This window comes from Streptomyces sp. NPDC001514 (assembly GCF_053597075.1).
Genome location: NZ_JBSFHO010000048.1, coordinates 20,942 through 45,702, shown reverse-complemented (window position 1 = coordinate 45,702; position 24,761 = coordinate 20,942). Strand labels below are relative to the sequence as shown.

Annotated in this window: 20 protein-coding genes and 7 pseudogenes; 15 read left to right on the top strand and 12 right to left on the bottom strand. The window is 67.3% G+C overall.

The features are described from left to right. Positions 1–94: 94 nt before the first annotated feature. A pseudogene (locus tag ACWCXB_RS34110) lies at positions 95–329 on the bottom strand (transposase); the annotation flags it as partial. Positions 330–344: 15 nt separating this feature from the next. On the opposite strand from ACWCXB_RS34110, the gene ACWCXB_RS34105 reads away from it, so the two are divergent. Beyond that, positions 345–539, top strand: a complete 195-nt coding sequence (locus ACWCXB_RS34105) for a hypothetical protein (protein WP_450727960.1) — start codon at positions 345–347, stop codon at positions 537–539. Positions 540–566: 27 nt separating this feature from the next. On the opposite strand, the gene ACWCXB_RS34100 is transcribed toward ACWCXB_RS34105, so the two are convergent. Both ACWCXB_RS34100 and ACWCXB_RS34095 read right to left on the bottom strand, forming a co-directional pair. Beyond that, positions 567–803 carry a hypothetical protein gene (locus ACWCXB_RS34100; RefSeq protein WP_450727948.1) on the bottom strand — a complete coding sequence of 79 codons (237 nt, stop codon included), beginning with the start codon at positions 801–803 and terminating at the stop codon, positions 567–569. A 581-nt stretch (positions 804–1,384) separates the two neighbouring features. After that, complete coding sequence (locus ACWCXB_RS34095) at positions 1,385–2,554, bottom strand: RNA-guided endonuclease InsQ/TnpB family protein (RefSeq protein WP_450727946.1); 1,170 nt, start codon at positions 2,552–2,554, stop codon at positions 1,385–1,387. Positions 2,555–2,565: 11 nt separating this feature from the next. Here ACWCXB_RS34095 and tnpA point away from each other — a divergent pair, with 11 nt between their 5' ends. After that, positions 2,566–2,994, top strand: coding sequence for an IS200/IS605 family transposase (gene tnpA / locus ACWCXB_RS34090; protein WP_450727944.1), 429 nt, complete (start codon positions 2,566–2,568; stop codon positions 2,992–2,994). 22 nt (positions 2,995–3,016) lie between these two features. On the opposite strand, the pseudogene ACWCXB_RS34085 reads toward tnpA, so the two are convergent. From ACWCXB_RS34085 to ACWCXB_RS34075, 3 genes and pseudogenes are all read right to left on the bottom strand, one after another. Continuing rightward, a pseudogene (locus tag ACWCXB_RS34085) lies at positions 3,017–3,885 on the bottom strand (IS5 family transposase). A 365-nt stretch (positions 3,886–4,250) separates the two neighbouring features. Further along, positions 4,251–4,529 carry a hypothetical protein gene (locus ACWCXB_RS34080; protein ID WP_450727942.1) on the bottom strand — a complete coding sequence of 93 codons (279 nt, stop codon included), beginning with the start codon at positions 4,527–4,529 and terminating at the stop codon, positions 4,251–4,253. A gap of 625 nt (positions 4,530–5,154) precedes the next feature. After that, on the bottom strand, positions 5,155–6,144 hold the full coding sequence (locus tag ACWCXB_RS34075) for a GlxA family transcriptional regulator (protein ID WP_450727940.1): 990 nt from the start codon (positions 6,142–6,144) through the stop codon (positions 5,155–5,157). A 163-nt stretch (positions 6,145–6,307) separates the two neighbouring features. Here ACWCXB_RS34075 and ACWCXB_RS34070 point away from each other — a divergent pair, with 163 nt between their 5' ends. The 5 genes and pseudogenes from ACWCXB_RS34070 to ACWCXB_RS34050 form a co-directional block, all read left to right on the top strand. Beyond that, positions 6,308–6,898 carry a cysteine hydrolase family protein gene (locus tag ACWCXB_RS34070; protein WP_450727938.1) on the top strand — a complete coding sequence of 197 codons (591 nt, stop codon included), beginning with the start codon at positions 6,308–6,310 and terminating at the stop codon, positions 6,896–6,898. Positions 6,899–7,177: 279 nt separating this feature from the next. Beyond that, entirely contained in the window at positions 7,178–8,326 is a 1,149-nt protein-coding gene (locus ACWCXB_RS34065) for a hypothetical protein (RefSeq protein ID WP_450727935.1), read from the top strand. Between the two features lie 135 nt (positions 8,327–8,461). Beyond that, positions 8,462–9,745: a hypothetical protein gene (locus ACWCXB_RS34060; protein WP_450727933.1), complete on the top strand. Its 1,284-nt coding sequence runs from the start codon at positions 8,462–8,464 to the stop codon at positions 9,743–9,745. A 446-nt stretch (positions 9,746–10,191) separates the two neighbouring features. Next, positions 10,192–10,419 (top strand): hypothetical protein, encoded by a 228-nt coding sequence (locus ACWCXB_RS34055; protein WP_450727931.1) that lies wholly within the window; start codon positions 10,192–10,194, stop codon positions 10,417–10,419. 4 nt (positions 10,420–10,423) lie between these two features. Further along, positions 10,424–10,575 (top strand): annotated as a pseudogene (locus ACWCXB_RS34050) (IS5/IS1182 family transposase); the annotation flags it as partial. 59 nt (positions 10,576–10,634) lie between these two features. Here ACWCXB_RS34050 and ACWCXB_RS34045 read toward each other — a convergent pair. Further along, positions 10,635–10,979 carry a DUF2750 domain-containing protein gene (locus ACWCXB_RS34045; RefSeq protein ID WP_450727929.1) on the bottom strand — a complete coding sequence of 115 codons (345 nt, stop codon included), beginning with the start codon at positions 10,977–10,979 and terminating at the stop codon, positions 10,635–10,637. Positions 10,980–11,026: 47 nt separating this feature from the next. After that, positions 11,027–11,697 (bottom strand): annotated as a pseudogene (locus tag ACWCXB_RS34040) (transposase); the annotation flags it as partial. A gap of 808 nt (positions 11,698–12,505) precedes the next feature. Here ACWCXB_RS34040 and ACWCXB_RS34035 point away from each other — a divergent pair. The 3 genes and pseudogenes from ACWCXB_RS34035 (at position 12,506) to ACWCXB_RS34025 (ending at position 13,859) form a co-directional block, all read left to right on the top strand. Next, entirely contained in the window at positions 12,506–13,267 is a 762-nt protein-coding gene (locus tag ACWCXB_RS34035; protein ID WP_450727927.1) for a MerR family transcriptional regulator, read from the top strand. A gap of 36 nt (positions 13,268–13,303) precedes the next feature. Continuing rightward, positions 13,304–13,480, top strand: a pseudogene (locus ACWCXB_RS34030) (IS5-like element IS4811 family transposase); the annotation flags it as partial. A 154-nt stretch (positions 13,481–13,634) separates the two neighbouring features. Continuing rightward, the gene (locus ACWCXB_RS34025; RefSeq protein WP_450727925.1) at positions 13,635–13,859 is read left to right on the top strand and encodes an NlpC/P60 family protein; all 225 of its coding nucleotides are present in this window, start codon (positions 13,635–13,637) and stop codon (positions 13,857–13,859) included. A gap of 1,303 nt (positions 13,860–15,162) precedes the next feature. On the opposite strand, the pseudogene ACWCXB_RS34020 reads toward ACWCXB_RS34025, so the two are convergent. Then, a pseudogene (locus ACWCXB_RS34020) lies at positions 15,163–16,310 on the bottom strand (IS701 family transposase). Positions 16,311–16,544: 234 nt separating this feature from the next. Here ACWCXB_RS34020 and ACWCXB_RS34015 point away from each other — a divergent pair. The 4 genes from ACWCXB_RS34015 (at position 16,545) to ACWCXB_RS34000 (ending at position 22,070) form a co-directional block, all read left to right on the top strand. Then, complete coding sequence (locus tag ACWCXB_RS34015; protein WP_450727923.1) at positions 16,545–17,270, top strand: hypothetical protein; 726 nt, start codon at positions 16,545–16,547, stop codon at positions 17,268–17,270. Between the two features lie 421 nt (positions 17,271–17,691). Beyond that, positions 17,692–18,003: a trypco2 family protein gene (locus ACWCXB_RS34010; RefSeq protein WP_450727921.1), complete on the top strand. Its 312-nt coding sequence runs from the start codon at positions 17,692–17,694 to the stop codon at positions 18,001–18,003. 31 nt (positions 18,004–18,034) lie between these two features. After that, the gene (locus ACWCXB_RS34005) at positions 18,035–21,364 is read left to right on the top strand and encodes an NACHT domain-containing protein (RefSeq protein WP_450727919.1); all 3,330 of its coding nucleotides are present in this window, start codon (positions 18,035–18,037) and stop codon (positions 21,362–21,364) included. 190 nt (positions 21,365–21,554) lie between these two features. Then, positions 21,555–22,070 carry a hypothetical protein gene (locus tag ACWCXB_RS34000; RefSeq protein ID WP_450727917.1) on the top strand — a complete coding sequence of 172 codons (516 nt, stop codon included), beginning with the start codon at positions 21,555–21,557 and terminating at the stop codon, positions 22,068–22,070. Here ACWCXB_RS34000 and ACWCXB_RS33995 read toward each other — a convergent pair. The 3 genes and pseudogenes from ACWCXB_RS33995 to ACWCXB_RS33985 all read right to left on the bottom strand — a co-directional run. Then, a complete protein-coding gene (locus ACWCXB_RS33995) occupies positions 21,956–22,777 on the bottom strand; it encodes a transposase (RefSeq protein ID WP_450727915.1) in 822 nt (273 codons plus the stop codon). The genes ACWCXB_RS34000 and ACWCXB_RS33995 overlap by 115 nt on opposite strands. Beyond that, the gene (locus ACWCXB_RS33990) at positions 22,690–23,205 is read right to left on the bottom strand and encodes an ISL3 family transposase (RefSeq protein WP_450727913.1); all 516 of its coding nucleotides are present in this window, start codon (positions 23,203–23,205) and stop codon (positions 22,690–22,692) included. The genes ACWCXB_RS33995 and ACWCXB_RS33990 overlap by 88 nt, the downstream gene beginning before the upstream one ends. Before the next feature lie 242 nt (positions 23,206–23,447). Further along, positions 23,448–23,639, bottom strand: a pseudogene (locus tag ACWCXB_RS33985) (ISL3 family transposase); the annotation flags it as partial. Positions 23,640–24,359: 720 nt separating this feature from the next. On the opposite strand from ACWCXB_RS33985, the gene ACWCXB_RS33980 reads away from it, so the two are divergent. Then, complete coding sequence (locus ACWCXB_RS33980) at positions 24,360–24,761, top strand: PPOX class F420-dependent oxidoreductase (RefSeq protein WP_450727911.1); 402 nt, start codon at positions 24,360–24,362, stop codon at positions 24,759–24,761.

Sequence of the window (24,761 nt, the reverse complement as noted above, 5' to 3'; positions counted from 1 at the left end):
GAACGGGGTTATCCAGGACGGCTCCGACGCCGTGATCACACCAGACACACCAAGATCATCTCACCCGGGACCAGCAGTTGCGGGACAGCGCTTAGAGCCGGGCGAAGGTTCGCTCGACCACCCATCGATAGGTTCCCAGGCCGGTTCCGTGCCGGGTCCCCGGCGGGCGATGGCCAGCACGATTCCCAGGGGTCGGACCTGGTCGCGGTAGATGTCGTGGTCGTAGCCGCGGTCAGCGAAGAGGGAGTCGGGCTTGCTGCCTGGGTGGCCGACGCGGCCCGGATGGGTGGGATCGCTTCCAGGAGGGGCATGAGCTGGGTGACGTCGTTGCAGACCTGCAGAAGATGCTCGCCAGCATCCCGGTGACCGACGAGGAACGCGCCGCGGCCGACGACGGCCAGGCCGCCCTCGATCAACTCCAGGAACGGCTCACCGATTTCCCCGCCTCTGCCGGGCCGGCCCGCGCCAGATCGGTGTCCCCACCCGCCGCGACGCTGCTGCCCGTCGTGGAAGTGAGTCAGCGGTCCGCAACGACGTGACAGGACCCGCGCCACTCGAACAGGTCCTCACCCCCGCAGGGGATAGCCAATCTGGGCAATGTCCTCTTCAAGGCCGGCAAGGTCGACATCGGGGTTCAGCGATGACACGACGCTCTGTGTGAGAGGTCGCAAGGCATAGACGTGACGCGCGGCCTCGAGGTCTACCGCCACCTCGTAGTACTTGTCGTCCTCCACCCCCTTCGGCAGGGCCTTGACGGCACCGCACTTCCACTCGGTGTCGGCCTGTTCGCGCCAGAAGCACACCGTCGCTCGCGGTGTCCGGTCGACCTCGCTGAAGGCGGACTCTGCGACCTGGGGAAGGAATGCTTCGGGCAGTCCGTCGAACAGTCCGGGCCACGGCGCCGGGGAGTCACCCGATGCGGGCTCATCGGCGACTCGTGATCGAAGCCGCGGGCATAGACACCCGCTGGTGAGAAGACGATCGAGTAGTTATTGCCGCAGCCGTCGCGCATGGAGGCCAACTCCTGCGTCGGCGACCACCGGGGTCGAACGCGTAGAACCGGGACTCCCGGTCCGGGCTCATGAGGGCATCCGCCATGGCCATGGCCGGGGAGCGATCCCGAACGATCGAGATCTCGGGCAGCCGGCGGATCACTTCATAGGCAGACACAGCCACATCCAAGCCGATCTCACTTGTTGAAGGAGAGGCGACCACCCTTAGCCACGCGGGCCGTTGTGCGTAACTCTGCCTGGCCTGACCTCAGGCGCCATCAGTGATCACCCTGAGTCCGCGAGACACCCGTCAACTTGACCCGGCTCTAAAGGGCCGGGCTTGGAGGTAGTGCCCAACTGGCTGCTGGGTGGGCTCCTCCGTCCAGACACCCCTATGGGGTGGCAGGGGCGCGTGACTCACGCCCCGCAGTCCACGCAGCCTCGCCCTTGCGGGCGATGTTGCGGGAAGCGTTCCGGTCTGCGTGGGCAACGACCCCGCAGTTCCGGCAGGTGAACAGGGCCTGGCTTGCCCGGTTCTTCTTGTCGATGTGGCCGCACTCGCTGCACTGCTGCGAGGTGTAGGCGGGATCGACGAAGACCACGGGCACGCCGGCCCGCTTGGCTTTGTAGACGATGAAGTCTCCGAGCTGGGCGAAGGCCCAGGAGTGGAGTGCGACCCGTTGGGGCTTGCGGAGCCGTACCCTCTGCCGGATTCCCTTGAGTTCTTCCAGGGAGATCCCGGCCGAGGTGCGTTCAGCCTCGGTCACGATCGTCTTGGCGATGATGTGGTTGGTGTTCTTGGCGTGCCGCTGCTCTTTGCAGGCACGGGCCTTGAGTCGTCGCTTGGCGGACTTGGTGCCCTTCTTCTGGAGCTTGCGCCGCAGGTCGAGCTGCCGCTTGCGGTGCCGGTTCAGGCCGCGCCCGCCGGCCTGGTAGCCGGTGGACGTTGTGGCGATGTTGACGATGCCGAGATCCACGCCGATGAAGCCGTCCGGCTCGTACTGCTCGGCCTCGGGCACGTCGCAGACGGCGATCAGGTAGAACACGCCGTCGCGCTCGATCAGGTCGGATTCGCCCTTGCGGTGCTGCTGGAGGGTCTTGAGTGCGTCCGGGGAACAGGCGAACCGGACGTTCTTGATGCGCCCGGCGGTCGTCCAGATCGACACCGTCTGCGCGTCGTACTGCCAGGAAAGGCACCGGTCGTCATACGGCTGTGCAGCCTCGGGCCGGAAGGTGACCGGCTTCATCTCGGCCTTGGTCCGGCGCTTGGAACCCGGCTTGCCGAGGTTCCCGGCCCGGATGTTGGCCTTGAGGGTGGTGTAGGCGTCACGGACCTTCTTAATGGTGTGCTGAGCAGCCTGCGACCCCAGTCCCCTCGCCCTGAGTTCGGCGTAGGTGTGCTTGCGCAGCTCGTACTCACGCGGCACGCCACGCTCGAACGCCACCGCCGACACCCAGTTCGCTGCCTCGTTGACCGAGTGCAGGGTCGCCGAGAGCGCGGCGGCCTGGTCGGCCTCCGGTATCAGCTTCACCTGCGTCACGATCTTCACAGGCGTGATCATACCATCACTCTATGTCACCTCGATGGGAGTCAAACCCCGATATCCGCAGGGGCCGTACGGTCGTCTACACCCTGCATGCGCACTTGGTCTTCACCCCCAAGTACCGGCGCGGACCATTCATGCACGACATCCTCAACCGCTGCGAAGAGATCATGCGCGCCGTCTGCGAAGACTTCGGCGCGGAGCTGCGGGAGTTCAACGGTGAGACCGATCACGTCCATCTGCTCGTGCACTACCCGCCGAAGGTCGCTTTGTCCCGGCTGGTAGGCAGCCTCAAGGGCGTCTCCGCCCGCAGGCTCCGCCAGGAGTTCCCCGCACACATCCGCAAGTACCTGTGGGGCGAACACTTCTGGTCCCCGTCCTACTTCGCTGCCTCCTGCGGCGGCGCACCCCTCGCCGTCATCAAGGAGTACATCGAGAACCAGAAGCGTCCTGGTTAAGAGGTCGTTTTCTCCCGGTGTTTCATCCCGGAATCTGCAGTTGATGCGGCTTTGCGGGGTCGCGCCAGGAGATGGTGGTCTCGCCAGTGAGGCGGCGGGTCATGAGGTCGGTCATGGCCAGGTGGATCATGGCTTCGGAGCGGGCGGGCAGGGTCTCGTAGTCGCGGGCCAAGCGGCGGTGGAGCATCAGCCACCGTAGGTCCGCTCGACGGTCCAGCGTTTCGGGATCGGGGTGAATCCCCTGGTCCCCGGGGTGCGTTCGACGATTTGCAGGTCGATGCCGAGGGTGGCTGCGTGCTCGACGAAGTGTTTGCGGTAGCCGCCGTCGACCCACTCCTTGCGGATGGTGGGGTGAGTGGCGGCCACCTGGTCGAGCAGGTGGGTGCCGGCCACGGAGTCCTGGACACTGGCCGCGGTGACCAGCACCGCCAGGAGGAGACCGAGCGTGTCGGTGACGATGCTGCGTTTCCTGCCCACGATCTTCTTGGCCGCGTCCGTGCCCTGACTCGTGGCGGGGACGCTGGTGGAGGTCTTCACGCTCTGCGCGTCGATAACGCAGGCCGACGGTTTGGCGTTCCGGCCCTCCTTTTGCCGCACCAACTCCCGTAGCAAGCCGTTGAGCTGGGCGAACACGCCGTCTTGCTGCCACTTGGCGAAGTAGCCGTAGACGGTTTCCCAGGGCGGGAAGTCGTGCGGCAGGTAGCGCCACTGCACTCCGGTGCGGTCCACATAGAGGATCGCGTTCATGATCTCGCGCAGTTCGTGCTCGGGTGGCCGGCCGATGTCCAGGGCATGCCGCCGTCGCTCGGCCCGCCAGGCCGTCAGGACCGGGTCGACCAGCTCCCAGCGGGCATCGGATAGATCACTCGGATACGCACGACGTTCAGCCATGACCTGGACATACCGCCCCAGTCGGAGTGCGCCCAGGCGCGCAGCATCGCCCCCGGAAGCGCGGGCACAGATCGGGCGTCCCGGAATGAGACAGGCGCAAGCCGCCACCTGTCGCAGCTGCCACACCGCTGGACCCATGGGAGCCGATCGACCCGACAGCCTCTTCAGCACCACACCATCGCGGGAAAAGAATAGGGCGATAGCGGTACACCACAGGTGAAAACGACCTCTAAGGACAACAGTGCAGACCCGCGGTCCAGCACGGGTCAGGGCAATCGAGAGAAGCGCTTCCTCCCGGGCGTGAACGCCCGGGGTTCCGCGCTAGAGCGTGCTGAAAGCCCCCTGCCACCCGTCTCGGACAGGCCCTAGCTGCACCGCGTCAGGTCCGGCGGGCTTCCCTCTTGGAACGTGTGCAGTTCCAGCGACTCGGAGACCGTCCGGGTTCCCCGCCGCACCTGCACGGTCACCGAGCCGAGCGTGAGGTCGAGGAACTTGAGGGCGTGGACCGTACGTCGCCCGCCCGCCATCACGCCGACTTCCTTTACGTCAACCGGTTCCCCGTTGCACGTGACGGACTCCACCGTCTGGTGCTCCGCGCCGAAGACGACGTTCCAGCCCGTGGCCATCATCCGTACCAGCGGCACGAGCCGGGGGTCCTTCCCCACCGGGGGTGAGTTCGGATGAGTGGCGCAGGCAACGGTCGACGACCCGGTCGTATTCGCGGCACCGTGGCAGAACCGCTTGTCCGCCGTCTCCCAGATGAAAAGGGCACTGCTCGTCGACTTGTCGACCAGCAACAGCCCGGGAGGGGCTGGTGTATTGGCCCCGGTCGCGCCGGCCAGTACCCGTTCCCGGGCCGCAGCGACGGCATCGACAACGCTCGGTGAACCGTCCGGCGAGTCGTGCGGGCCCGTTCCCGGCTTCGCCGAGGATTTCACGGGAGCCGCCGGCTGCTGTTGCCCCGGCCTCTCACTGCCTGCACACGAGGCCACCGAGAGGACAACCGCTCCCGCGACCAGACGCGTGATCACCCTTCGCACCGTTCCCCGTTCCCCCACGTCCGCGCTCTCACCGACCGCTCGACGATCTCACCGAAGCGCGGCGCGCGCAGCGGCAACGACGCAACAATCCGGGCTCGGTACGCGTCATGTGCAGGAGAGTGCCGCTACTGTCGCCCTCGGTGCGGTGTCTCGACCGCGGTCTGAACGTACGCATGACGAGACCTCCCGGTGAGCACCGGGAGGGGCTTGTGCGTGGGCGGGGCGGGGGCTATCGGGAGTGCCGGAACCTGCTGCGGTATTCCGTCGGTGTGGTGTTCAGTTTCCGGCGGAATGCGCGGATCAGGGTGTCGGGTGTGTTGAAGCCGCATGCCGATGCGACACGTTCCAGGGTGTCGTCGGTGGATTCGAGCTGGTTCCGTGCCACTTCGACGCGGGCCGATTCGATGTAGGCGGCGGGGGTCATGCCGAGTTCGGTCTTGAAGATGCGGGTGAGCTGCCGTTCGCTGACGTGGGCGTGCTCGGCGAGATCGGTGACGGTGAGGCGGTCGGCGATGTGCTGCGTGATGTAGTGGCGGATGTCGTCCATGCGGCGGGTGGTCGAGACGGGTTCGATGGGGACGCTGAACTGGCTCTGTCCGCTGGGGCGTTTGAGGTACATGACGAGCTGCCGGGCGACGCGCAGTGCGACGGCCTCGCCGAAGTCTTCGGCGACGAGAGCGAGTGACAGGTCGAGGCAGGCGGTGATGCCGGCTCCGGTCCACACGTTGTGGTCGCGGATGAAGATGGGGTCGGCGTCGACGTCGACCGCCGGGTGGTCGGCGGCGAGCTGCTGTGCGGTGGACCAGTGGGTGGTGGCGCGCTTGCCGTCGAGCAGCCCGGCGGCTGCCAGGATGTGCGCCCCCACGCACACGGACGCGACGCGCTTGGCCCTGCCTGCCAGGTCCTTCACCCAGTGGACCACGGTGGGGTCGGTGATGGCGTGGACGCGGCGGTTGGCGTCGACCTCGACCGAGCCGGGGACGATGAGGGTGTCGATGCTGCGTGTGGATGCTTCCTGGAAGGTGGTGTCGGGGAGGATGCGCACCCCGGCAGAGGTGGTGACGGGATGCATGGTTTCGGCGGCCAGAACCACGTGGTAGCTCTCTGCGTTGCCGGTCTCCCGTTGCAGCAGGGCGAACACCTCCGGGGGGCCGGTGACGTCGAGGAGGTCGACGCCGTCGAAGAGGAGCACGACGATGAACCGGTTGAGGCTGCTCAAAGGGGGTGTCCGTCCGGTCGGGGGCGGTGACACGACACCAACCAGGTGTCTGTATCTGCAAGTTACCTGACATTGCCGCCATGCGGGGTGGGTTCGTAGCGTGGGCGGTGCGCCATCACACGGTGGCCCTGACCTTTTGATACGTGACCCGAGAAGGTGCAGCATGCCTACGACAACCCTGCGGGAACTCAACGGATTCGACCAGACCCCGGCGTCGCTGGCCGGTGCGACGCTGATCCTGGTCGACTACCAGAACACCTACACCCGCGGTGTGATGGAACTGGAGGGGTGGCAGCCCGCGCTCGAGGCTGGTGCCGCGCTGCTGACCCGAGCCAGGCAGGCGGGTGCGAAGGTCGTCCACGTCGTCAACGACGGCGGCGAGGGCACCCCGTACGACATCCGTGCCGAGATCGGCCAGATCCACCCCGGCGTGGCGCCCGTCGAGGGCGAGCCGGTGGTCGTGAAGACCACGCCCAACGCGTTCCACGAGACGAACCTGGGTGAGCTGGTGGATGGTTTCGGGAACAAGGACGTCATCATCGCTGGGTTCATGACCCACATGTGCGTGCAGTACACGGCGTCCGGCGCGTTCCTGCGCGGCAACCGGCCGACGGTGGTGGCGGATGCGTCGGCTACGCGTTCCCTGCGGGCGGCGGGTGTCGAGGTGCCTGCGGCGCAGGTTCACGAGGGTGCGCTGGCGACGATCGAGGACCTGTACGGCGTGGTCGCCCCGTCCGCTGCGGCGCTGGGCTGATCAAAGGACGAGCAGAAGACGCTCGCCTCACCCGTGCGTGGAGCACACGCCCCCGGCCCGGCCCGCTTCGGTCAAGCAGACCGGGGCCCGCACACACCGGCCGGAGCGCAGCAGAACGCTGCCCGCGCCGCAGCCATGGCACGCAAGGCGGCAGCCGAAGCAGTTCGTCGTGCGACTGCGTCGAGTGCGGGGCCATCGGTCGTCTTCACCACTCGGGCTCTGTCCGAAGTGCGCCGCACCGCGCCAGCTCCGCTCGCTCCTCACCGGCCGGACGGCCTCATGCGTCCGGAGCTCGAGCCCATCGTCACGGCCCTGGCCTCCAGCAGCCCCGCGTCCCTCCTCACCCGGCTGCGGCACCGGGGGCCTCGCCTTGTCCTCACGGCGCTGGCAGCTGAAACCGGACCCGTCACCCACGAAGTACTTGACCGACTGCCGCAGCCCCAGTCGGTTCGCTACCTCCGCGCCGCGCTGGTCTCGACCGGGGTGCTGCCCGAACGAGACGAACTGCTGATCCGGTTTGAGCAGTGGATCAACCGCGTCGTGGAGGAGGTCCAGGACCCAGCCGAACGCCAGGTCGTCAAAGCCTTCACCGCGTGGTTCTACCTGCGCCGGCTTCGACGACGCTCTCCACGGCGTCGCCCGACCACCACCAGTCTCTACAGCTGCATGAGGTTCGAGATCCGGGCGGCCATCCGTCTGCTCGCATGGCTTCGCCAACGTGGAGCCACCCTGGCCACCTGCACGCAGAGCGACATCGACCAGTGGCTGAGTTCCCAGGAGTCCGGCAAATACACCATCCGGAACTTCGTGGTTTGGGCCGTGAGGCGCGGACACGCCCGCAACATCACAGCGCCCACCCACACCAGCTCGCGCGGCCAGGAAATGCTCGGTGAAGTCGACCAGCGATGGGACCTGAGCCGCCGCCTTCTGCACGACACCACGATCGCCACAACCGACCGAGTTGCTGGATGCCTCGTTCTTCTCTACGGGCAGCCCCGCACCCGTATCGTGGCCCTGACCACCTCGCACGTCACGAAGACTCACGACGGAGTCCAGCTACGGCTTGGGCCGAAGCCACTTGAAATGCCAGAGCCCCTGGCTGGCCTCGTCCTCAAGCTCGTTCGCACTCGGCAGGGGCATGCCGTGGTGGGCCACACGGACAGAACTCCCTGGCTGTTTCCCGGCGCACTCCCCGGCCGCCCTATGAACGGCGTCTCCCTCACGGCTCGGTTGAACCGCATGGGGATCAAGGCCCGAGCCGGACGCAACACCGCACTCATGGAGCTCGCTGGCGAACTCCCGGCTGTCGTCCTGAGCGACCTTCTCGGCATCCACATCAGCACCGCCACGCTCTGGTCCCAAGAGTCGGGCAACACCCGACCGGGATACGCAGCAGAGGTGGCACAGAGGGAACTCGGCAAGAACTGATGGGCAGGGTTACCAGTACACCCCTGGAAAGTGATGTCACACCCATCATGACAGGTCAGAGGGTGTTTTCGTAGGAGGAACGGCACAGGTGACCAGCCTTGCTCGGCCCCCTCCGGGGCACCCAGAATCTCCGTTATGAATCACTCGGGGAAAGCCGATCAGGACGACATCGTGCGAGCGCGGAATGTGCTGCTTGCGTCGGGACGTCGCACGCCGCGCGAGGAAGTCGACGCCTACCGGGTGCTCGCTCAGGTCAGCCCCGCCTCGTACCTGCCGCTCTTGGCCAGGGCGCTGCAACGTCTGAGCTACGACAGCGGCTCCGGCAAGAAGCATGCGGCCTGTCTCGCGCTGTGCGAGGAGGCGGTGGCCGCGGCGCGGTCCATCGATCCGGCCGAACCTGCCCGTGCGGATGTTCTGTACGAGGCCCTCAACACGTGCCAGAGAGAGCTGTACAGCCTGGGTCGACGCGCCGAAGGACTCGCCATGCGTGCCGAGATGCTCGCCATTGGCCGTGCACAGGCCGAACTGTCCGGAGACCCCGTGGTCAAAGGGCTGCATGAGTGGGCTGCCGGACTCTGCGAGGAAGGCCGGTATGCCGAGGCTGCAGATGCCATGACCGAGTTGGTCGCAGCGATCCTGCCCGACGGGCCCCGCAGTGGGGCTCTCGCCTGGTCACTCCTGGAGTGGATCGCCGCTCTCCATGACGCCGGCCGGTCCGGCAAAGCACTCGCCGCATTCGAGACACTCGTCAGCATGGAAGCGGCCGAAGCCGCGAACGACCGCGGGCCGATGGCCTGCCATCTCTACTCGCTCATCGGGTACGCACAGATGCTCGACACCCACGGCCGAGACGAGCAGGCGGCCCTCGCGCGGCAAGAGGCACTCGCCTTGCTGAAGGAGTTGGCCGATACCAGTGAGCGGAAGTCCTGGAGTGGCTATCAGGCGTCGTATTGGGCGGTGCTGCTGACCTTCTCCGGCGCCGAAAGCGATCGGCCTGCGTCCGATGAACCGCGTCCGCCTTCGGGTGCGGCGCCCATGCAGTGGTCGCCCGATGTCAAGCAGCGCTACTTCGACAGCCGTCATGCCCTTCGCGAAGAGGTGGACACCCTTGCTCCGCGAGCCACCGAAGATCCGGACCAGCACCTGGCCGAACTGGTCCGCCTGCATCGCGTCCTCACCATCCGCTCCGCTGTCTACTGGGAGAACCGCACCCATCTGTTCGCGGAGCAAGTGCACTCCCTGTTCGACGAGGGAGTGAGCCTGGCCCGCCGACTGTCTCAGCACGACCCGGCAGAGGGAGCGCGAACACTGGCCAGGAGCCTGATCGACCGATCGACCTTCCACACCGCCGCCCGCGAGTTCAGGCCCGCCCTCGATGACTTCCGCCAAGCCCTGAGCTACCTGGGGGAGGCCAACTAGCCCGAGCCGACCAACGTCCGCCCCAGGACTCGTGCACACAAGCAGCTCGCGTCAGATCAGGAAGTTCGGCCATTCCGCAACTTCCAATAGCCCGGGTTACCAGTATCAGCCTTGTGCGTGAGCACGACGCGATCGGGCACGAGCGGCTGAACACAGCGGGGACCTGCGCCCCAAGGCCAAGCCCGACCCCGACCAGGAAGGCGCATTCCTCCCGAACGGTCCTGCCGCGAAGGCCGGACCGAACCGCAGTATTCTCGACGCATTGGGGCACTGCGAACGCAGACCACGTCGGCGCAATGAACATCCTCAGCAGGGCCGGGCTGGTCCTCTGCGACGCTCTTAGCCAGCGACGCAGACGCCTCACGGACCCAAGCCGTCAAGGGGCGGGCTGAGATGCCCTGTGTAGCTTTGCTGCCTGTTCGATTACGGGTTCAAGGGGAGTTTCAGTGGACGTGGTGCGCGTCATGGAGTCGCTGGCCGAGCAGGGGGTCACAGTCCTGTTCAAGGCTGATGCCGAGCGCATGCGTGAGGGCACGAAGCCGTGGACGTTCGTTGCGAGCGGAGCCCCGTTCCACGAGGACCTCCTGGTGCGCACGGACGCCGTCTCTGTGGAGGCCTGCCTGGACGTCTGCTTGCCCCGGCTGCGCGAGTTCGGCCTGGTCATCCCCGAGTAAGGGCAAGCCCGTCATCGCCCGCCGTTGCACCGAGCACGGCTCTGGTCTGGGGAGCAAGCGGTGGGTGGTTGAGCAGACCATCGCGCTGCTGCACTGGTCAGCCGCCTGCGCATCCGTTGGGAGATCCGAGACGACATCCACGAGGCGTCTCTCTAGCTCGCCTCCTCGCTCATCAGCTGGCGCCGCGTGCAGACTGGAGCTCGGCCAGCGGCCCGCTATTCGGCCTGGTCAAGCCGTTGCAGCACCTCATCGACGGCGAAGCTCCATCCCACCAGACGTGGCCCGGACCAGTTGATACCGACGAGCAGACCGTCCCGGTCCGCGCAGGGCAGTTCCCTGTCACGCCAAGCGTCCAAGGGCATCGACTCCACCCGCAGCCCCGGTCCCCAGATGTCCACCGCGCGAGCTGCGCGAGTGGCAGACGACCAGAAGGGCAGGCTGCGCCTACCGTCCGCACCCAGAGGGGCGGGGCTACCTCCGTCGTCCCGGACGAACCAGACCGTCCCTTTCTCACGGACATCTCGAAAGAAGGCTGCCGCCTGTGCACCGCTCTGACTCATGGCAGACAGAGCGTAGCGTGGCCCATCCTCATTCCGGTCGGGGGCTCTTATGCGCCGGTCGCCTCAAGCCCTTCCGGCGAGGGCGGGAAGGCCAGTGCTTCGTCGTAGCGATGATCGTGCTGCAGGCAGTGATAGAGCTGCCCGACCATGCGGTTGAACAGGTGGCGCAGGGCTGAGGCGTGCCAGTCACCGTGCTTGTCTCGTCGTCGCCGGTAGTGGACCTTGGCGCCAGGCGACGCGGTCAGCGCGGCGAAGGTCCAGAGGTAGCCGGCGTGGTTGAGTCGGTCGTTCTTCACCCGGCGTCGGGTGATGCTGGACTTCTTGCCGGAAGCTCGGGTGATTGGCGAGGAGCCGGCATAGGCCTTCAGGCCCCGGGCGTCGGCGAATCGCGTGTGGTCGTCGCCGATCTCGGCCAGCACCCGGGCGCCGAGCTGGACGCCGAGTCGCTGAGGAGGATGTCAGCGTCCGGGTGCTGAGGGAATGCTTCCTCCACCGCCTTCGCCAGGTCGTCGGCGGCGGTGCATGAGGCCTCCAGCTGCCCCAGAAGGGCCAGCATCTGCTTGCCGAGTGCCTCCTCGACCAGCGGCAGCTGCCGGGCCCAGTCGACGCGCAAGGCTTCCCGGAGCCGCTCAGTATCGGCCTCGATGCCACGCTTACGACCAGCGCGCTTGAGGGCAGCACTGATCTGCGTACGAGTCAGTCGCGCCGCCCTGGCGGGAAGGCATCAAGACCGGACCAACAAAGGCATTCCGCCCGGCAGCCACGAACGTCAACACCCTTCGCCTATGGCGGTGGCCACGAGGACGCCGGGCGCCACCGGTCTAACCAGAGACCTCAAGGCCAGCCCCGCAATAGGCATCCGCCCGGCATCCACGAGACCCCACCACGATGAGCGCAAGGCCCGCCCGCACGCTCTAACCAGAGGCTTCACAAGCCCAGCTCGAAGAAGGCGTAACGGACCTCACTACTCGAACACCCCGGTGATCCCACCCGGAGCCACCGGAGTGCTTAGCAAGGAATTGGGAAGCCCGCCGCTTCAGCGGCGGGTGGAGTCACGAAGTTCATTCTCACCTCGTACGCGAAAGATTCGGACTTCCCGGACAGTGAGACGGATGTCTCGTTCGTGGGTGCGGAGTTCCTCGCCGACCTGTTGGGGGTTCCGGAGGCCGGTCTCGTCGATACCTACCCTCCTCCGTCAGGCTTCCGGCCCGAGCGCGCGCTCGGGCCGGAAGCCATCTTCATCTGCAGCTCTGGTGGGTGCGGCGTGGTCTGCCGTTGACGCGGAAGGAACGCTAGGGCATCTCCCTGGTTGGGCAGGTCACCACATTGCCTGACCAGCGGAGATGCCCAGTGGCGTCCGGCGGGGCGGACCGGCGGTACTGCCAGGAGGGTTGTTGCCGCTTGCGTCGGATGGGGAGCTGGGATCCTGGGTGCCGGGCTTGCAGCTGCCGCAACGGCAACTTCTACCGTCTTTCCACCAGGGCCGGAGAGACCGGCCCGGTGAAACAGTCGTGAGGGAGGCGGCGATGGCCTGGCCGATCGCAGAGGTCGCCCGGATGTCGGGCGTGACGGCCCGGACGCTGCGGCACTACGACGAGATCGGCCTGCTGCCGCCTGCCCGGATCGGCCCGGGCGGCCACCGCTACTACGAGGAGCGCCAGTTGCTGCGGCTGCAGCAGATCCTCGTGCTGCGAGCGCTGAGCCTGGGTCTGTCCGAGATCGGTCGGATCCTGGCCGCGCAGGTCGACGAGCTGGAGGCCCTGCGCGGCCACCACCGCCGGCTGCTCGCCGAGCGCGACCGGCTTGACGCCCTGGCCGGCACCGTCGCCCGCACGATCACCGAACTGGATCAGTCCAGGAAGGACGGCAGACCCATGACCAGCATCAACCGGCCCGAGAACCTGTTCGAGGGAGTCCGGCCCGCCCAGTACGGGGAGAGTCTGCGCGACTTCCCGGAGCTGGCCGGGGAGGTCGAGCGGCGCACCTCGACGATGAGCGAGGCCGAGATCGAGGCCGGGCACCGCGAGCGCACGGCGCAGATGATCCGGCTGGCCGAGCTGCTGGCCGCCGGTATGCCCGCCGACGCCGGCCCGGTACAGGCCGAGGTCTATGCCCAGTACCGGCCGCTGGCCGAGCTGCGGGCGGTCTCCGCCGAGGAGTATCGCGCGATCGGGCGTTCCTGTGTGGACAACGAGCAGTGGCGCGCGGCGTACGAGGCGATCGCGCCGGGCCTGGCCGCGTACCAGCGGGACGCCATCGAGGCGTACGCCACGACCCGGTTGAGCTGAGCCGCACCGGGCCGCCGCCAGGGGATCGGGCCGCGGCGGCCCCTTTGCTCCTGCGGCTTCGTCGTGCTGCCACGCAGGTGGGTCGTTGAGCGGAGTCCGGCGTGGAGCATGCACGCCCGTCGGCATGCATGCGACGACGAAACAGCTCGTCCAGCACTCCGAGCGCTCATCACCTGGGCCGCCATCACTCTGATGACGCGCCGTCCCACCCGGGGCGAGAGCCTGACCCGCCTGTCCGTCATCCCCACCCGGGCTCACGCAAGCCGCCTGACCACGTCGGCCTCCGGGCGATCGAGCGTGCGGCTGGGGTGGTCACGTTTCGTACGCGGTCCTGCTCCGGGTCGGCGAGATCCCAGGGTGGGCCGGGGTGCAACTGCCGTGCACCACCTGGGGCCAGGCCGAGGCAGGCAGGGCCACCACTCGCGGCAAGCTGGTCCCCGGCGACCTGGTGCTCAGCTACGGCGGAGGCCACGTCCAGCTCTACATCGGTAACGGCAAGGTCGTCCACGCGCCCCGCCCCGGCAGCACCGTCACCATCGCACCGCTACCACCCGCCTCACAGGTCGTCGACTACCGCCACATCACCGCATAGGACCAACCGATGCCCGGATCACACACAGTCGTTGGTCACGTCCCAGCAGGTCTCCTCCGGGAAGGGATCGCCACCGCCATCCGAAGGCGGTGTGCTCGTCGAAGGCGGCGGTTCGTAGGGAGGTGGCGGTGGTTCGTAGGGGTCCGGTTGCGGTGTCCACGAGCTCCGTCCCGGCTCCGGCTCCCGGGGGACGGTCGTCTTCTTGGACGGGACGGGCGGCGAGACCACGCGCGTTCCGCCCGGCGCAGGCTTGCCCTTGATGGGCCTGGTGGCAGCATCGCTGGAAGTCGCACCGTCCGTGGGAGAGCTCGGCGTGCTCGACGGGGAGACCGTGGCCGCCGGAGCGCCCGACCGGCTCTCTTGCGGCTCGCCAGGATCGTTGTCCGGACGCAGAATCCCTGTGACCGTGGCTGTAAGAAGCACAATCACGACAGCGGCCGTGATGACCACGCCCGGTCGCCGAAGACCACGCAGGGCCGCCCTCGGCCCCGCCGGGGCGGGGTTCGCTGCCGGCGGCGCAACGGAGGAGCCCTCCTGCACCAAGTCCGCGGCCGGGGACCCCGTGTCGGCGTCAGCCACCGGCTCAGCGACCGGCAAGCCATCAAACCCGAGCGGATGCGGCACGCCCTCCTGAGCCTCCGTACGAGCAACGGGCTTCTCGCATGCGCCTACCGCTCCCGAGGTGTCCGTATCAGCAGCCTTGCCGTGGCAGTCGGCACCGTCCTGGGAGCCTTCCTCCGACCCACTGTGCGAGTCCGGGTCTCCCGCTGCAGGCACGAGATCACAGGAGTGCTGCTCGAGCTCCACAGCCAGGCGCTTGCGGACTCCCACCCAGGCCCCGACCGTGGCCTCGTCACCGCCGCAGGCCCGGACAAAGGCAACCAGCAACTCCTCCCGGGGCAGCTCCTGCCTGCTCAGCGCGCCGGAGAGGGTGGCACGCGGCAGCACGTCCCCCACCGCCCCCGCCCGGCGTTCCAACTCGCGATAACTCACATCCGCCCATCGGCGTAACTGGCGCATCACCGCCACGAACTGCGCAGAGTCCTTGACGTCATGCGGCCGCGGCATCCCCCCGTGCACCACGGTCCCCCACATCCTTTGTCGGAGCTCGGTCATCCTCCCGCAGCTTAGTACTGCAACCGCATGTGGGGGTCGTGGCCTCGGCGTTGGTAATGGCAGCGGCTGGCTCGGGCTTGGCTGCGGCGTCGGAAGTGTGACCAGTGCAGACGGTGCTCGTTGGCATGGCAACGGGGCGTGACGGCGATGTGCCCGATCATCCGGCGGATCTCCGGGACGCTGAGGGTTATGAGGTCATGCTCGTCCTCTCGACCGCCCCTTTTGCGGCTTCTGTGGCACGGACGGCCGTGAGGTAGGCAAGGACGGCCATGGTCAGGGTGATGTGCCGGTACCAGGCCCGGTAGAGCCGCACCTGGTAGTGATCGAGTCCGCACTCGCCCTTCGCGGTCTGGAAGCACTCCTCTACCTGCCAGCGTGCGCCGGCGGTCTTGACCAGGTCTTTCAGCCGGGATCCGGCTGGGCCGTAGCAGACGTAGTAGGCGATCTCGGTCGGGTCCGAGAGGCTTCGGCGGGCGAGTACCCAGTGCCCGTACCCGCCCTCCCAGGACGGCCGGATCGCGACACGGGCCCAGTGGTAGATCCGCAAGCCGTGGGCGCCGGCCCCTGCCGAGATCCGCTTCCATGCCTGCTTGGGCAGCGCCGCGATCAACTCATCGACCCGCACGTCGCGGCCGACGGTGGTCACAACGGTGTCGTTGACCTTCGTGGCCAGCCCATACGCTGCCCGCGTTCCTCCAGCCACATGCGGAAGTGTTTGACCTGCCCGTAGGCCTCGTCCGCGGTGACCCAGGCGAACGGGACACGGGCATCGATGGCGCGTTGCAGCATCCACGTGAGGTGCTCGATCTTCGTGGCGAACGGCACCGTGTCGTCGATCCCGGCCGCCCGGCAGCGGTCGCGGTCGTCCGTCCAGGACTTCGGGACATACAGTTCCCGGTCGATCAGCGCCCGCCCCTTGGCGGAGGCGTAGGCGAGGAAGGTGCCGATCTGGCAGTTCTCGGTGCGGCCGGCGGTGCCGGAGTACTGCCGCTGCACACCGGCCGACTTCACACCCTTCTTGAGGAAGCCGGTGTCATCCCCGATGAGCACGCCATCCTTGGCGCCGATGGTCTGCACGACGAAGTCCCGGACATCGTCCCGGACCGCGTTCTCGTCCCACTCGGAGTGGTTGAGCAGGCGTTGCACACCGTCCGGGCGGAGCTGGCCGACCTGCTCGGCCAGTGTCCAACCGTTCTTCTTCTCCAGCGGCGCAAGCAGGCCCGTCATGTAGTCCAGAGCCCGATCGCGCGGCTCTGACCTGCTAAAACGTCCCGCAAACCGGGCATGCAACCCTGCTATGCCCTCGGACCACGATGCGACCCGCTCAACCGTCAGCGACTGATCACACAGTCACACCAACGACCAACAACGCCAACAGTCACGCCACATGCGGTTGCAGTACTAGCCCGGTCGCATGAGAACCTGAAGGCCAAGCGAGTCTGCCAGTTCCTGCGCTCCCGCGATCTGCTCGCCGAAGACCCGGCCCGGCACCGCGACCGGCACCTGGAGTGGATCGAGGCCGCGATCGACGCCCTCCCGGCTCCCGTCGGCGGAGAAGTACGGACGTGGGTGACCGTGCTACGCGGCCAGGGCCGACGCGAACACCAGCCTCGCGGCTACGAATACATCCGCCGTTACCTCGCTGCCCTCCAGCCCGTCCTGACCGGCTGGACGGCCGACGGCATGACCACCCTGCGCCAGATTACCCCCGGCGACATCGAAACTGCTGTCGCCGACCGGCACGGCGCCCCGGGACGTCACCTTGCCGTCTGCCTGCGCAGCTTGTTCCGGGCCCTGCGGCAGGAGCGGATCGTCTTCCGAGATCCCACGCGGGACCTGGTCGTCGGCGGTGTCGGCGGCCTGCCGAAGTCGGCGCCCTCCGATGTGCTCGCCGGGCTGCTGGCCCAGGTGAAAACCGCATTTGGCTGCCTCGTGATCGCCCTGGTGGCAGTCCACGCGTTGCCCGGGCACGAGGTCCGTACCCTGCTCACCGAGGACCTCGACCTGTCCCGCGGCACGCTTCAGGTCCGCCGAGGGCCACTGCGGCACACCATGTATCTGGAGGAGTTCACCCACCAGCTCGCCGCCGACTGGCTGACCCACCGGCACCGCCGCTGGCCTGCATCGACCAACCCGCATCTGCTGGTCAGCCAGCGCTCGGCCCTCGATCAGGAGCGACCACCGGTGTCGATCGAAACCGTGCGTATGGTCTTCCCGAAGGGCGTGACGATGGACGGACTGCGTCAGGACCGCATCTTGGACGAGGCGTTCGACAAGGCCGATCCGCTGCACTGATGCGGCTATTCGGCTTCACCGCGCAGACGGCCATGCGCTACATCAAAGCCGCCCACCCCGAGCGCACAGCCAAGCTGCCGCGATGACGGCGGCCGAGGCGAAGGCCACGAGCGACTGCAGCTGCCAGAGCTGTCGGCGTCCACGTGAACGTCCCCACCCACGTACGGATGGCAAGGGGCAGTTGTTGCTGCGGTGAGACCTGCTGCTCGGCACTCTGCTGCTTGGTCGGTGTAAGACCACGGAGGGGAGCCGGTGGTCCTGGACCCGCATCGATGTCTGGAACTGCGGCGTTTCCGGGGCCTGCTGGAGTCCGGGGCAATGAGTCTGTCAACGATCCGAGACTATGAAGAGTAGCTGTGCGCGCGTCGCGATTGTCTTACGGTGAACTCCTAGCGTCATAGGAAAGATTTGGGGGCACAGAATGCCGCAGGAGCCTTGGGCGGAGCTCGGGGAGACGGTCGGCGCGATCCGCGCTCAGTTGCAGCAGGCAATGGACGAGGGCGCCGGGCAGACCCTGAAGTTCCGTACGGGACCGGTGGAGTTGGAGTTCTCCATCGCGGTCCGCAAAGAAGGCGAGGCCAAGACGAAGGTCTTCGTGCTGCCATGGTCCGCCGAGGCCCGCGGAACGGCCAGCACGGACACGGTGCATCGCATCAAATTCACCCTGCAGCCCCTCGACGAAGCGGGCGCGGACGCGCGCATCCACGGCCAGGCACCACAGCGGCCGTCCTGAGATACCGGCCCAAGGACCCGGAGGTGGGGGGATGGACCAGGCGCGGGTCATTGAGGTGTGGGTTCCCTCCGCGGGACGGGTGGGCAGCGGGTATCTGCTTGCCGAGCGTCTGGTGCTGACCTCCTATCACGTGGTGCAGGGCCTACCGGCAGGCGGCCGGGTTGAGGTTCGACCCCTGGAGGTCCCACAGCGCACTCCCTGGCTGGCGGCGAGTCTCTGCTGGCCGCAGGATGCGGTGGACCTGGACGCCGCACCCGAACAGGACGCCGCCCTCCTCGTGATCGACGACCCGCCTGGTGGGGTCAGCCCGCTCGTCGGGGCGGTTCGCTTCGGCCAGATCACCGGGCCGGACCGCGTGTCCTGCACGGGGTTGGGCTTCCCAGACGCGGAGGCGCGTCCTGGCAGTCGGCGCGACACCATGCCCGTGCGCGGCCACGTCGATGCCCTGCAGGGGCGTAGGTCCGGGATGCTGACTGTGCATGTCGACGAGGGCATTGTGCCCCGCCGCCTGGCCGGCGGTTCGGGCTGGGCGGGGAGTTCGGGCACTGCCTTGTTCTGCGGTTCACTGCTTGTTGGGGTGCTGGCCATCGACCACGCTCTCGCAGATGACGCCAGTGTCCTGCGCGCGGTGCCCATCACTGCCCTCGCTGGCCTGCCGGGTTTCGACGTCACGCTCACCGCCCACGGCGTCGACCTGCAGCTCGAACACGCCAGCCCGGCCGCACGGCAGCTGGCGGTCTATCTGGCCGCCGCCCGCCGCGCCGCCACCCAGCACCCGTACGCCGGCGTCTTGCCGGGCACCACTCCGCCACTGGCCGTGGTTTACCTGCGCCAGCAAGTGCGCCGCCTCGACTTTGAAGCCGCCTTGGGCGGCGAGGTCTCGGGTGCCAGCGAAGTAGCGGCACCCGCCAATGATGTCCTGGCCGACCCTGAGACCTGCGTGATCCTGTCGGGGCCCGGCGGCGGCAAGTCCAGTCTGCTGCGCACCCGCCTCGCCGACGGTGTCAAGCGCTGGCAGGAAGGCCGGGGCGAGAACCTCCTGCCAATTCTGGTCCCGGCTGCGGCACTTGCCCGACCCACCTTGACGGAGGCGCTCGCGGCGGCTGTGACCGCCGACCTCGGCTTACTGGAAAAGCTCCCCGCTACGTTCTTCGAGACCCCGCCACGGCCGGGCGCGCGGTGGCTGGTGCTCGTCGACGGCCTAGACGAGGTCGCTGACCCGGTCATGCGCGGCAAGGTCCTGGGTAAGGTGGCCATGGCAACCTCCGGCGAACACGCCCACCTGTACCGGTTCATCATCGCCACCCGCCCGCTGCCCGACGGTGAACTGGGCAGCCTCGGCAAGGGAGTGCCCCGCTACGAGCTGCAGCCCTTCGACCATGACGATCTGGAGACGGTCGCCCGCAGCTGGTTCAGTGCCCGCCCCCTGCCAGACCCTGCAGAAGCCGCGCGGCGATTCGTCCAGACTCTGGACCGCAGCCAGCTGGCCGAACTCGCCCGCGTCCCGCTGATGACCGCGATGCTCTGCCAGCTCCACGCCGACGCCCCCGAACAGCCGGTGCCCGCCAGTCGCGGCCAGATCTACCACAACTTCACCATCCTTCTGCGCAAGAGCCAGCCCCCCGGCGACACGCCCGGCGTCCGCTACCCCGGTCTGGAGAGCTACGGATCCAGCGCTCTCACTGACGCCGCCGACACGGTCTTGGAGCACCTTCAGGACCTCATCGCCCACCTCGCCGCCGAACGCTACGCCGGAAGCACGCTCCCGGCGCTCACCATCGTGCAGTCACAGCCCGAAGCCCGATGCCCCAAAGACGTGCTCGCCGCAGACTGGCACACCTTCCTGACCGCTTCCCTACGCCGCAGCGGCCTGCTCACCACGCAGGCTGGCGAGCTCGTCTTCCTCCACCAGACCCTCCTGGAGCATCTCGCCGCCCGCCAAGTGATGAACGAGCCCCGCACCGGCAAGCAAGTTCTGCGCCAGGTCTTCCACCATCCACGTCGATACCATCCCTTCAGTCCCAGGGACGGCATCGCTCCGTGCGTGTGGGGACGCAGGTACTGGGACCCCCCTTACGCCCTCAACAACCCTCGTCACCTAGACCCCTCTTACGTCGGCTTCCTGCTCGACGCCGCGCACGACACCGGCCTGTCCGAGGGTGCCCACCACCTCAGCCGCCTGACCCGGGGCCGCCTCTACGGCTTGGAATACATCGTCACCCTCCACCGCCTCGGAACGTACATACCGAGCGACGTCCTCTCCAGGACCGTCGACCTCCTGTATGCCTTCGCTCACGAGACCACCGTCAACGCCAGCTTGCGGCGGTACGCGGCTGAGGGGTTGGCCGAACTCGGGGACCCCCGTGGCGCCGACCTCCTGCTAGCCATCGCCCTGGGCTCCACTACCGGCAGTCTTCTCCGTGTGCAGGCGGCTGAGTATCTGGGCAAGCTCGGCGACCCCCGTGCGGCCGACACCTACCTCGCGATCGCCCAGGACACCACCGTGAAAGGTGATTTGCGCGGGCGGGTAACCAGGGAACTGGCCAAACTCGGCGATCCCCGCACCGCCGAGACGTACCTCGCTATCGCCCAAGACACCACCATCGAAAGCTTCTGGCGCGTGCGTGCGGCTGAATATCTGGGTGAGCTCGGCAACCCCCGTACCGCCGATGCCTACCTCGCCGCCGCCCAGGACAGCACCGTCGAAAGCGAGCACCGCGTGCGAGCCGTGAAGGGCCTGGCCGCGCTCGGGGACCCCCGTGCGGCCGACACGTTCCTCGCCCTCGCACAGGACACCACCGTCGACAGCAAACAGCGGGTGGAGGCCGTTGAGGAGTTGGCCCGCGACGGCGATCCCCGTGCCGCCGACATCTTCCTCACTCTCTCCCAGGACACCACCCTCGACGGATACGACCGCCTGGTGGCGCTTCAGCAGCTGTCGGGGCTTGGTAGTACCTGGGAATCCGAGCCACTGCCGTGGCCTGCCGACCCTCGTACTGCCGACGCTTACCTCGCCCTCGCACAGGACACCACCCTCGGCGCAGTCCGCGAAATTGTGGTTCGTCAGCTGGCGAGGCTTGGCGACCCTCGTGCTGCCGACGCCTTCCTCGCCCTCGCACAGGACACCGCCCTCGGCGGATACACCCGCTTCGAGGCGGCTCAAGGGCTGGCCCGCCTTGGCGACCCCCGCGCCGCAGACCTCTTCTTCGCCCTCACCCGGGACTCCCGCCGTAGCAGGACGCATCGCAGCATGGACCATCGCAGATATGCGGCTCAAGAACTGGCCCGCCTCGGCGACCCCCGTGGCACCAAGCGCCCGTCAAGGATTACTCTTGCGACGTTCATCCGACGTGCCCGGTGACCTCGGCAACCACCGTGCCAGTTGTTCGGCAAGCGGGGAGAATGCCGCCAAGCGGACGCCACGCAACCTTCGCACTGCCTGATGCTCTTCGACGGCGACATGAAAAAGTCGAGGACGTCTTCCAGGAGCACAATGCCGAAGGCAAGGGCACGGCTGGGAGGGCCTTGCCCATTCACTGGTCCACTCGTTCATGCCCGAACTCGCCGACCAACTGGACTTCCGGTTCGAGTCCGGCTCGTTTGATGGGGATCTCTGGAATCGGCTCTGGCGGCAGTTCCGTGACGAGCCACTGCAGTGCCTGCCCCTGGCGGCATCGGCTGTCAGTGGGAACGAGCACAATGCCGCCATGAGCTACAACCTGGCTGTTTGGGACGGTCCGACCCCCGCTGACGATGCAGCAGCGCTAGAGGTCTTCGAGGACCTGTACGACAAATTCATGGGAGCCAAAGGCCAGCCGCCGACCCCACGTATCGGGCAGTACGCCGAAGGGCTGGTGGCCCGGTGGCCTGACCTGAGTGCCGATGATGAGGACGAGGACACGAGTCCGTGGTCGGACGGCCCCTTGATCAACAACGCGAGCGGTCCGCTGTTCTACTTCGGCATGGTCTTCAGCAAATACCAGGAGGCCGCCTCGTTTGCCGCCGACCTGGCGCGGACCTCCGGCCTGGTGTGCTTCGATCCGCAAGATCGGCGTCTGATCACCTGACTGGTATCTCCTTTGTCGATCACGGCTGGGTGAGGATGCGGGTGCGGAGGAGGGGGGAAGGAGGCCCGGCCGTACATCGCTCTCTTGAGGGTTGTCACCCTGTTGACGTGCCCCTCGACGACGCCGGAACTCCAGGTTAGGGTCAGCCCGGCGGCGACGGCGTCGAGGTCGCGTCGGAGGAAGCCGGCGAAGCCGCTCATCGGTTTCGGAGCGTCGGTCTCGGCCTGGCGGATCCAGTCCATGAGCAGGTGCCCACTCTGGTGACGGACGAGTTCGGCGAAAGCTCGGGCGAGGTCGCACGTGCGGGCGATGTCCGGGCAGGCGAGGCGGGCTTCGAGGAGTCGCTTGTCCTGGCTGTCGGTGAGAGTCTCGCGCGGTCTCATGATCCATGAGGTGATCTTGCGCGGGCTCGGGATGTCGGCTCGGACCGGCTCGGCGGTGCCTGACCGCAGTGCGGCGAGATGCTTGCGGACGACTTGGCGGCTGCCTCGGTAGCCGCGTTCACGGAGTTCCAGGAACAGTCTGCTGCCGCTGACCTGGCCTTCGGACTCGGTGAACCGGGTGTTGAGGTAGGGCTTGAACGGTTCCAACACTCCGGCCGGACGCTCGCGGGCCGAGGTCAGGAGCTGGTCAAGGTCGGTGTCGCGGAAGCGGCGCACGGTCTTGCGTCCAGGTTCAGCCGACGGCCGATTGCGCTGATGGTCCATCCGGCTTCGACGAGCCGATGCACGTCGGCATGGCGGTGCCGGGTCCGCTCTATGATCTGCGTGCGGGGAAGGGCTGGCGGCGGCAGCTCCAGGAGCACGGGTTCCGGCGCCGTGGGTGTTTCGTCCTCAGCGTGTTTACGCAGACAGTTGCGGTGCTGGTGGCAGGTCTTTTCGACGGCTGCGGACAGGTTCTGCAGCAGGTGCCAGCGGTCGGCGACCTCCACTGCGTGCGGGACTGCCTCGCGGATCGCGCGGGTGTAAGCGGCGGCCCGGTCCCTGCAGATGATCTCGACTCCAGGGTGTGCCCGCAGCCAGTCGGCGAACGTCTCCGCGGTGCGGTCGGGAAGTACGTCCACGACCCGGCCTGCTTCGACGTCGACCAGCACGGTGCCGTAGGTGCACCCCTTGCGGAAGGCGAACTCGTCCACGCCGAGCACCCGCGGCGCGTGCTTGGGGACCGGCGGTGCTTCGAGCAGGCCGAGTAGCTTGCTGCGGCCCGCCGACAGGTGCAGCCGACGGCACAGCCGTTCGCCGGCCGGCCGCCCAGTTCGACGGCGACCGCCCGCAGCCACTGCTTCGTACCCAGGCTGGAACGACGGTACCGCTCACTCAGCCCGTCGACCTGTTCCACGAAGGTCTTGCGCCGGCAGGACGCTCGGTCGCAGAAGAAACGCCTCACCCGCAGCCTGATCTGCAACTTTCTACCGGTCAACGGACGTTCTGCCAGGCCACGTTCGTAGGTGGAGTGCACCCGCCGAGCTCGCGCCCGGCAGCCCGGGCATCGAGGAGGCCGGCCGCAGGCCACCGCCGACACCACCAGCACCTCCGCGGTGAACGCCACCTCGTCCAGCCGCACATCCATCCCCGGGAACAGCACATCATCCAGCGAGCCGACCCCCATACGGCAGAGATCCCCAGCCGAATCGTTCACGCAGTCCAGCGCTGACCTGCGGATTCACGGAAGCCCTGGAAGGCTCTGACCGCAATTCCGTGAAAGCCCAGCTGAGGAGGGTGAATGCAGGAACGTTCACTCGGGGCAGCTTTCGATCATGGGGGCCTCCTCGATCGAAGACGTGCTGTTTTCCGGGATCGATGTGCGGTTGGAGGGTTAGGACATCGGCAAGGCCCTCACCCGTCTTCCAACCACCAGCCCGACATAGCGAGCTTGTACTGCGCAGCTTCGGGAGTGGGCCAGAGAAGCGCGGGAGTTGATGGCCCGCGCGGACGTCTGCCCCGTCCTCCTCCGCGACCCCCACACTGGAGCTACAGCACACTGCGCGCGATGGTGTAGACGTCGGGCGGGAGCTGAACGCCGTCGGCAACCACGTCCGCAATGGGTGGATGACTCTCGGCGTCCGCAGTGTGGCAGAGGACATCGAGGACGCCTCCGTGGCCCAACTCACGGACCTGATGACCGGCCTGCACCTGAATGACGAGGGGTATTGCGCAAGGTGAGACGCTCATCGAAGTGCCGGTGGCTTCGGCATGGCCGCGCCGTTCTATCGGTGACGTGCTGTAACTTCGGGGCCCGAGTCGGCGAAGGCCGGTGACGGACGCTCTACCAACCTGGAAGGAGAAGCTGATGGCGCGGCTCACTGACAAGGTGCGTAGGCTGTTTGATGGCAAAAACTTCGCTGTATTGTCAACGCTCGAACCGGACGGCAAGCCGCACTCGACGGTGGTTTGGGTAAAGCGCGACGGAGATGACATCTTGTTCGCGCTGTCCAAGAGTCGCCGCAAGACCGCCAACTTGATCCGAGACCCGCGGGCGGCCGTGGTGATCTTCGATACAGCCAATCCGTATGAGAGTGCCCAGGTGCAGGGCACCGCGTCCATCGAGGACGACCCAGACGGCCTGCTGGTCGAAGAGCTGTCTCACAAGTACACGGGCGGGCCGTACCCCGGGTTCGCCGGTCCGAACCCGCAATGGGTAATCGCAAGAATCACGGTCGCCAAGGTCACCACCAGTTGGCCGAACTCATAA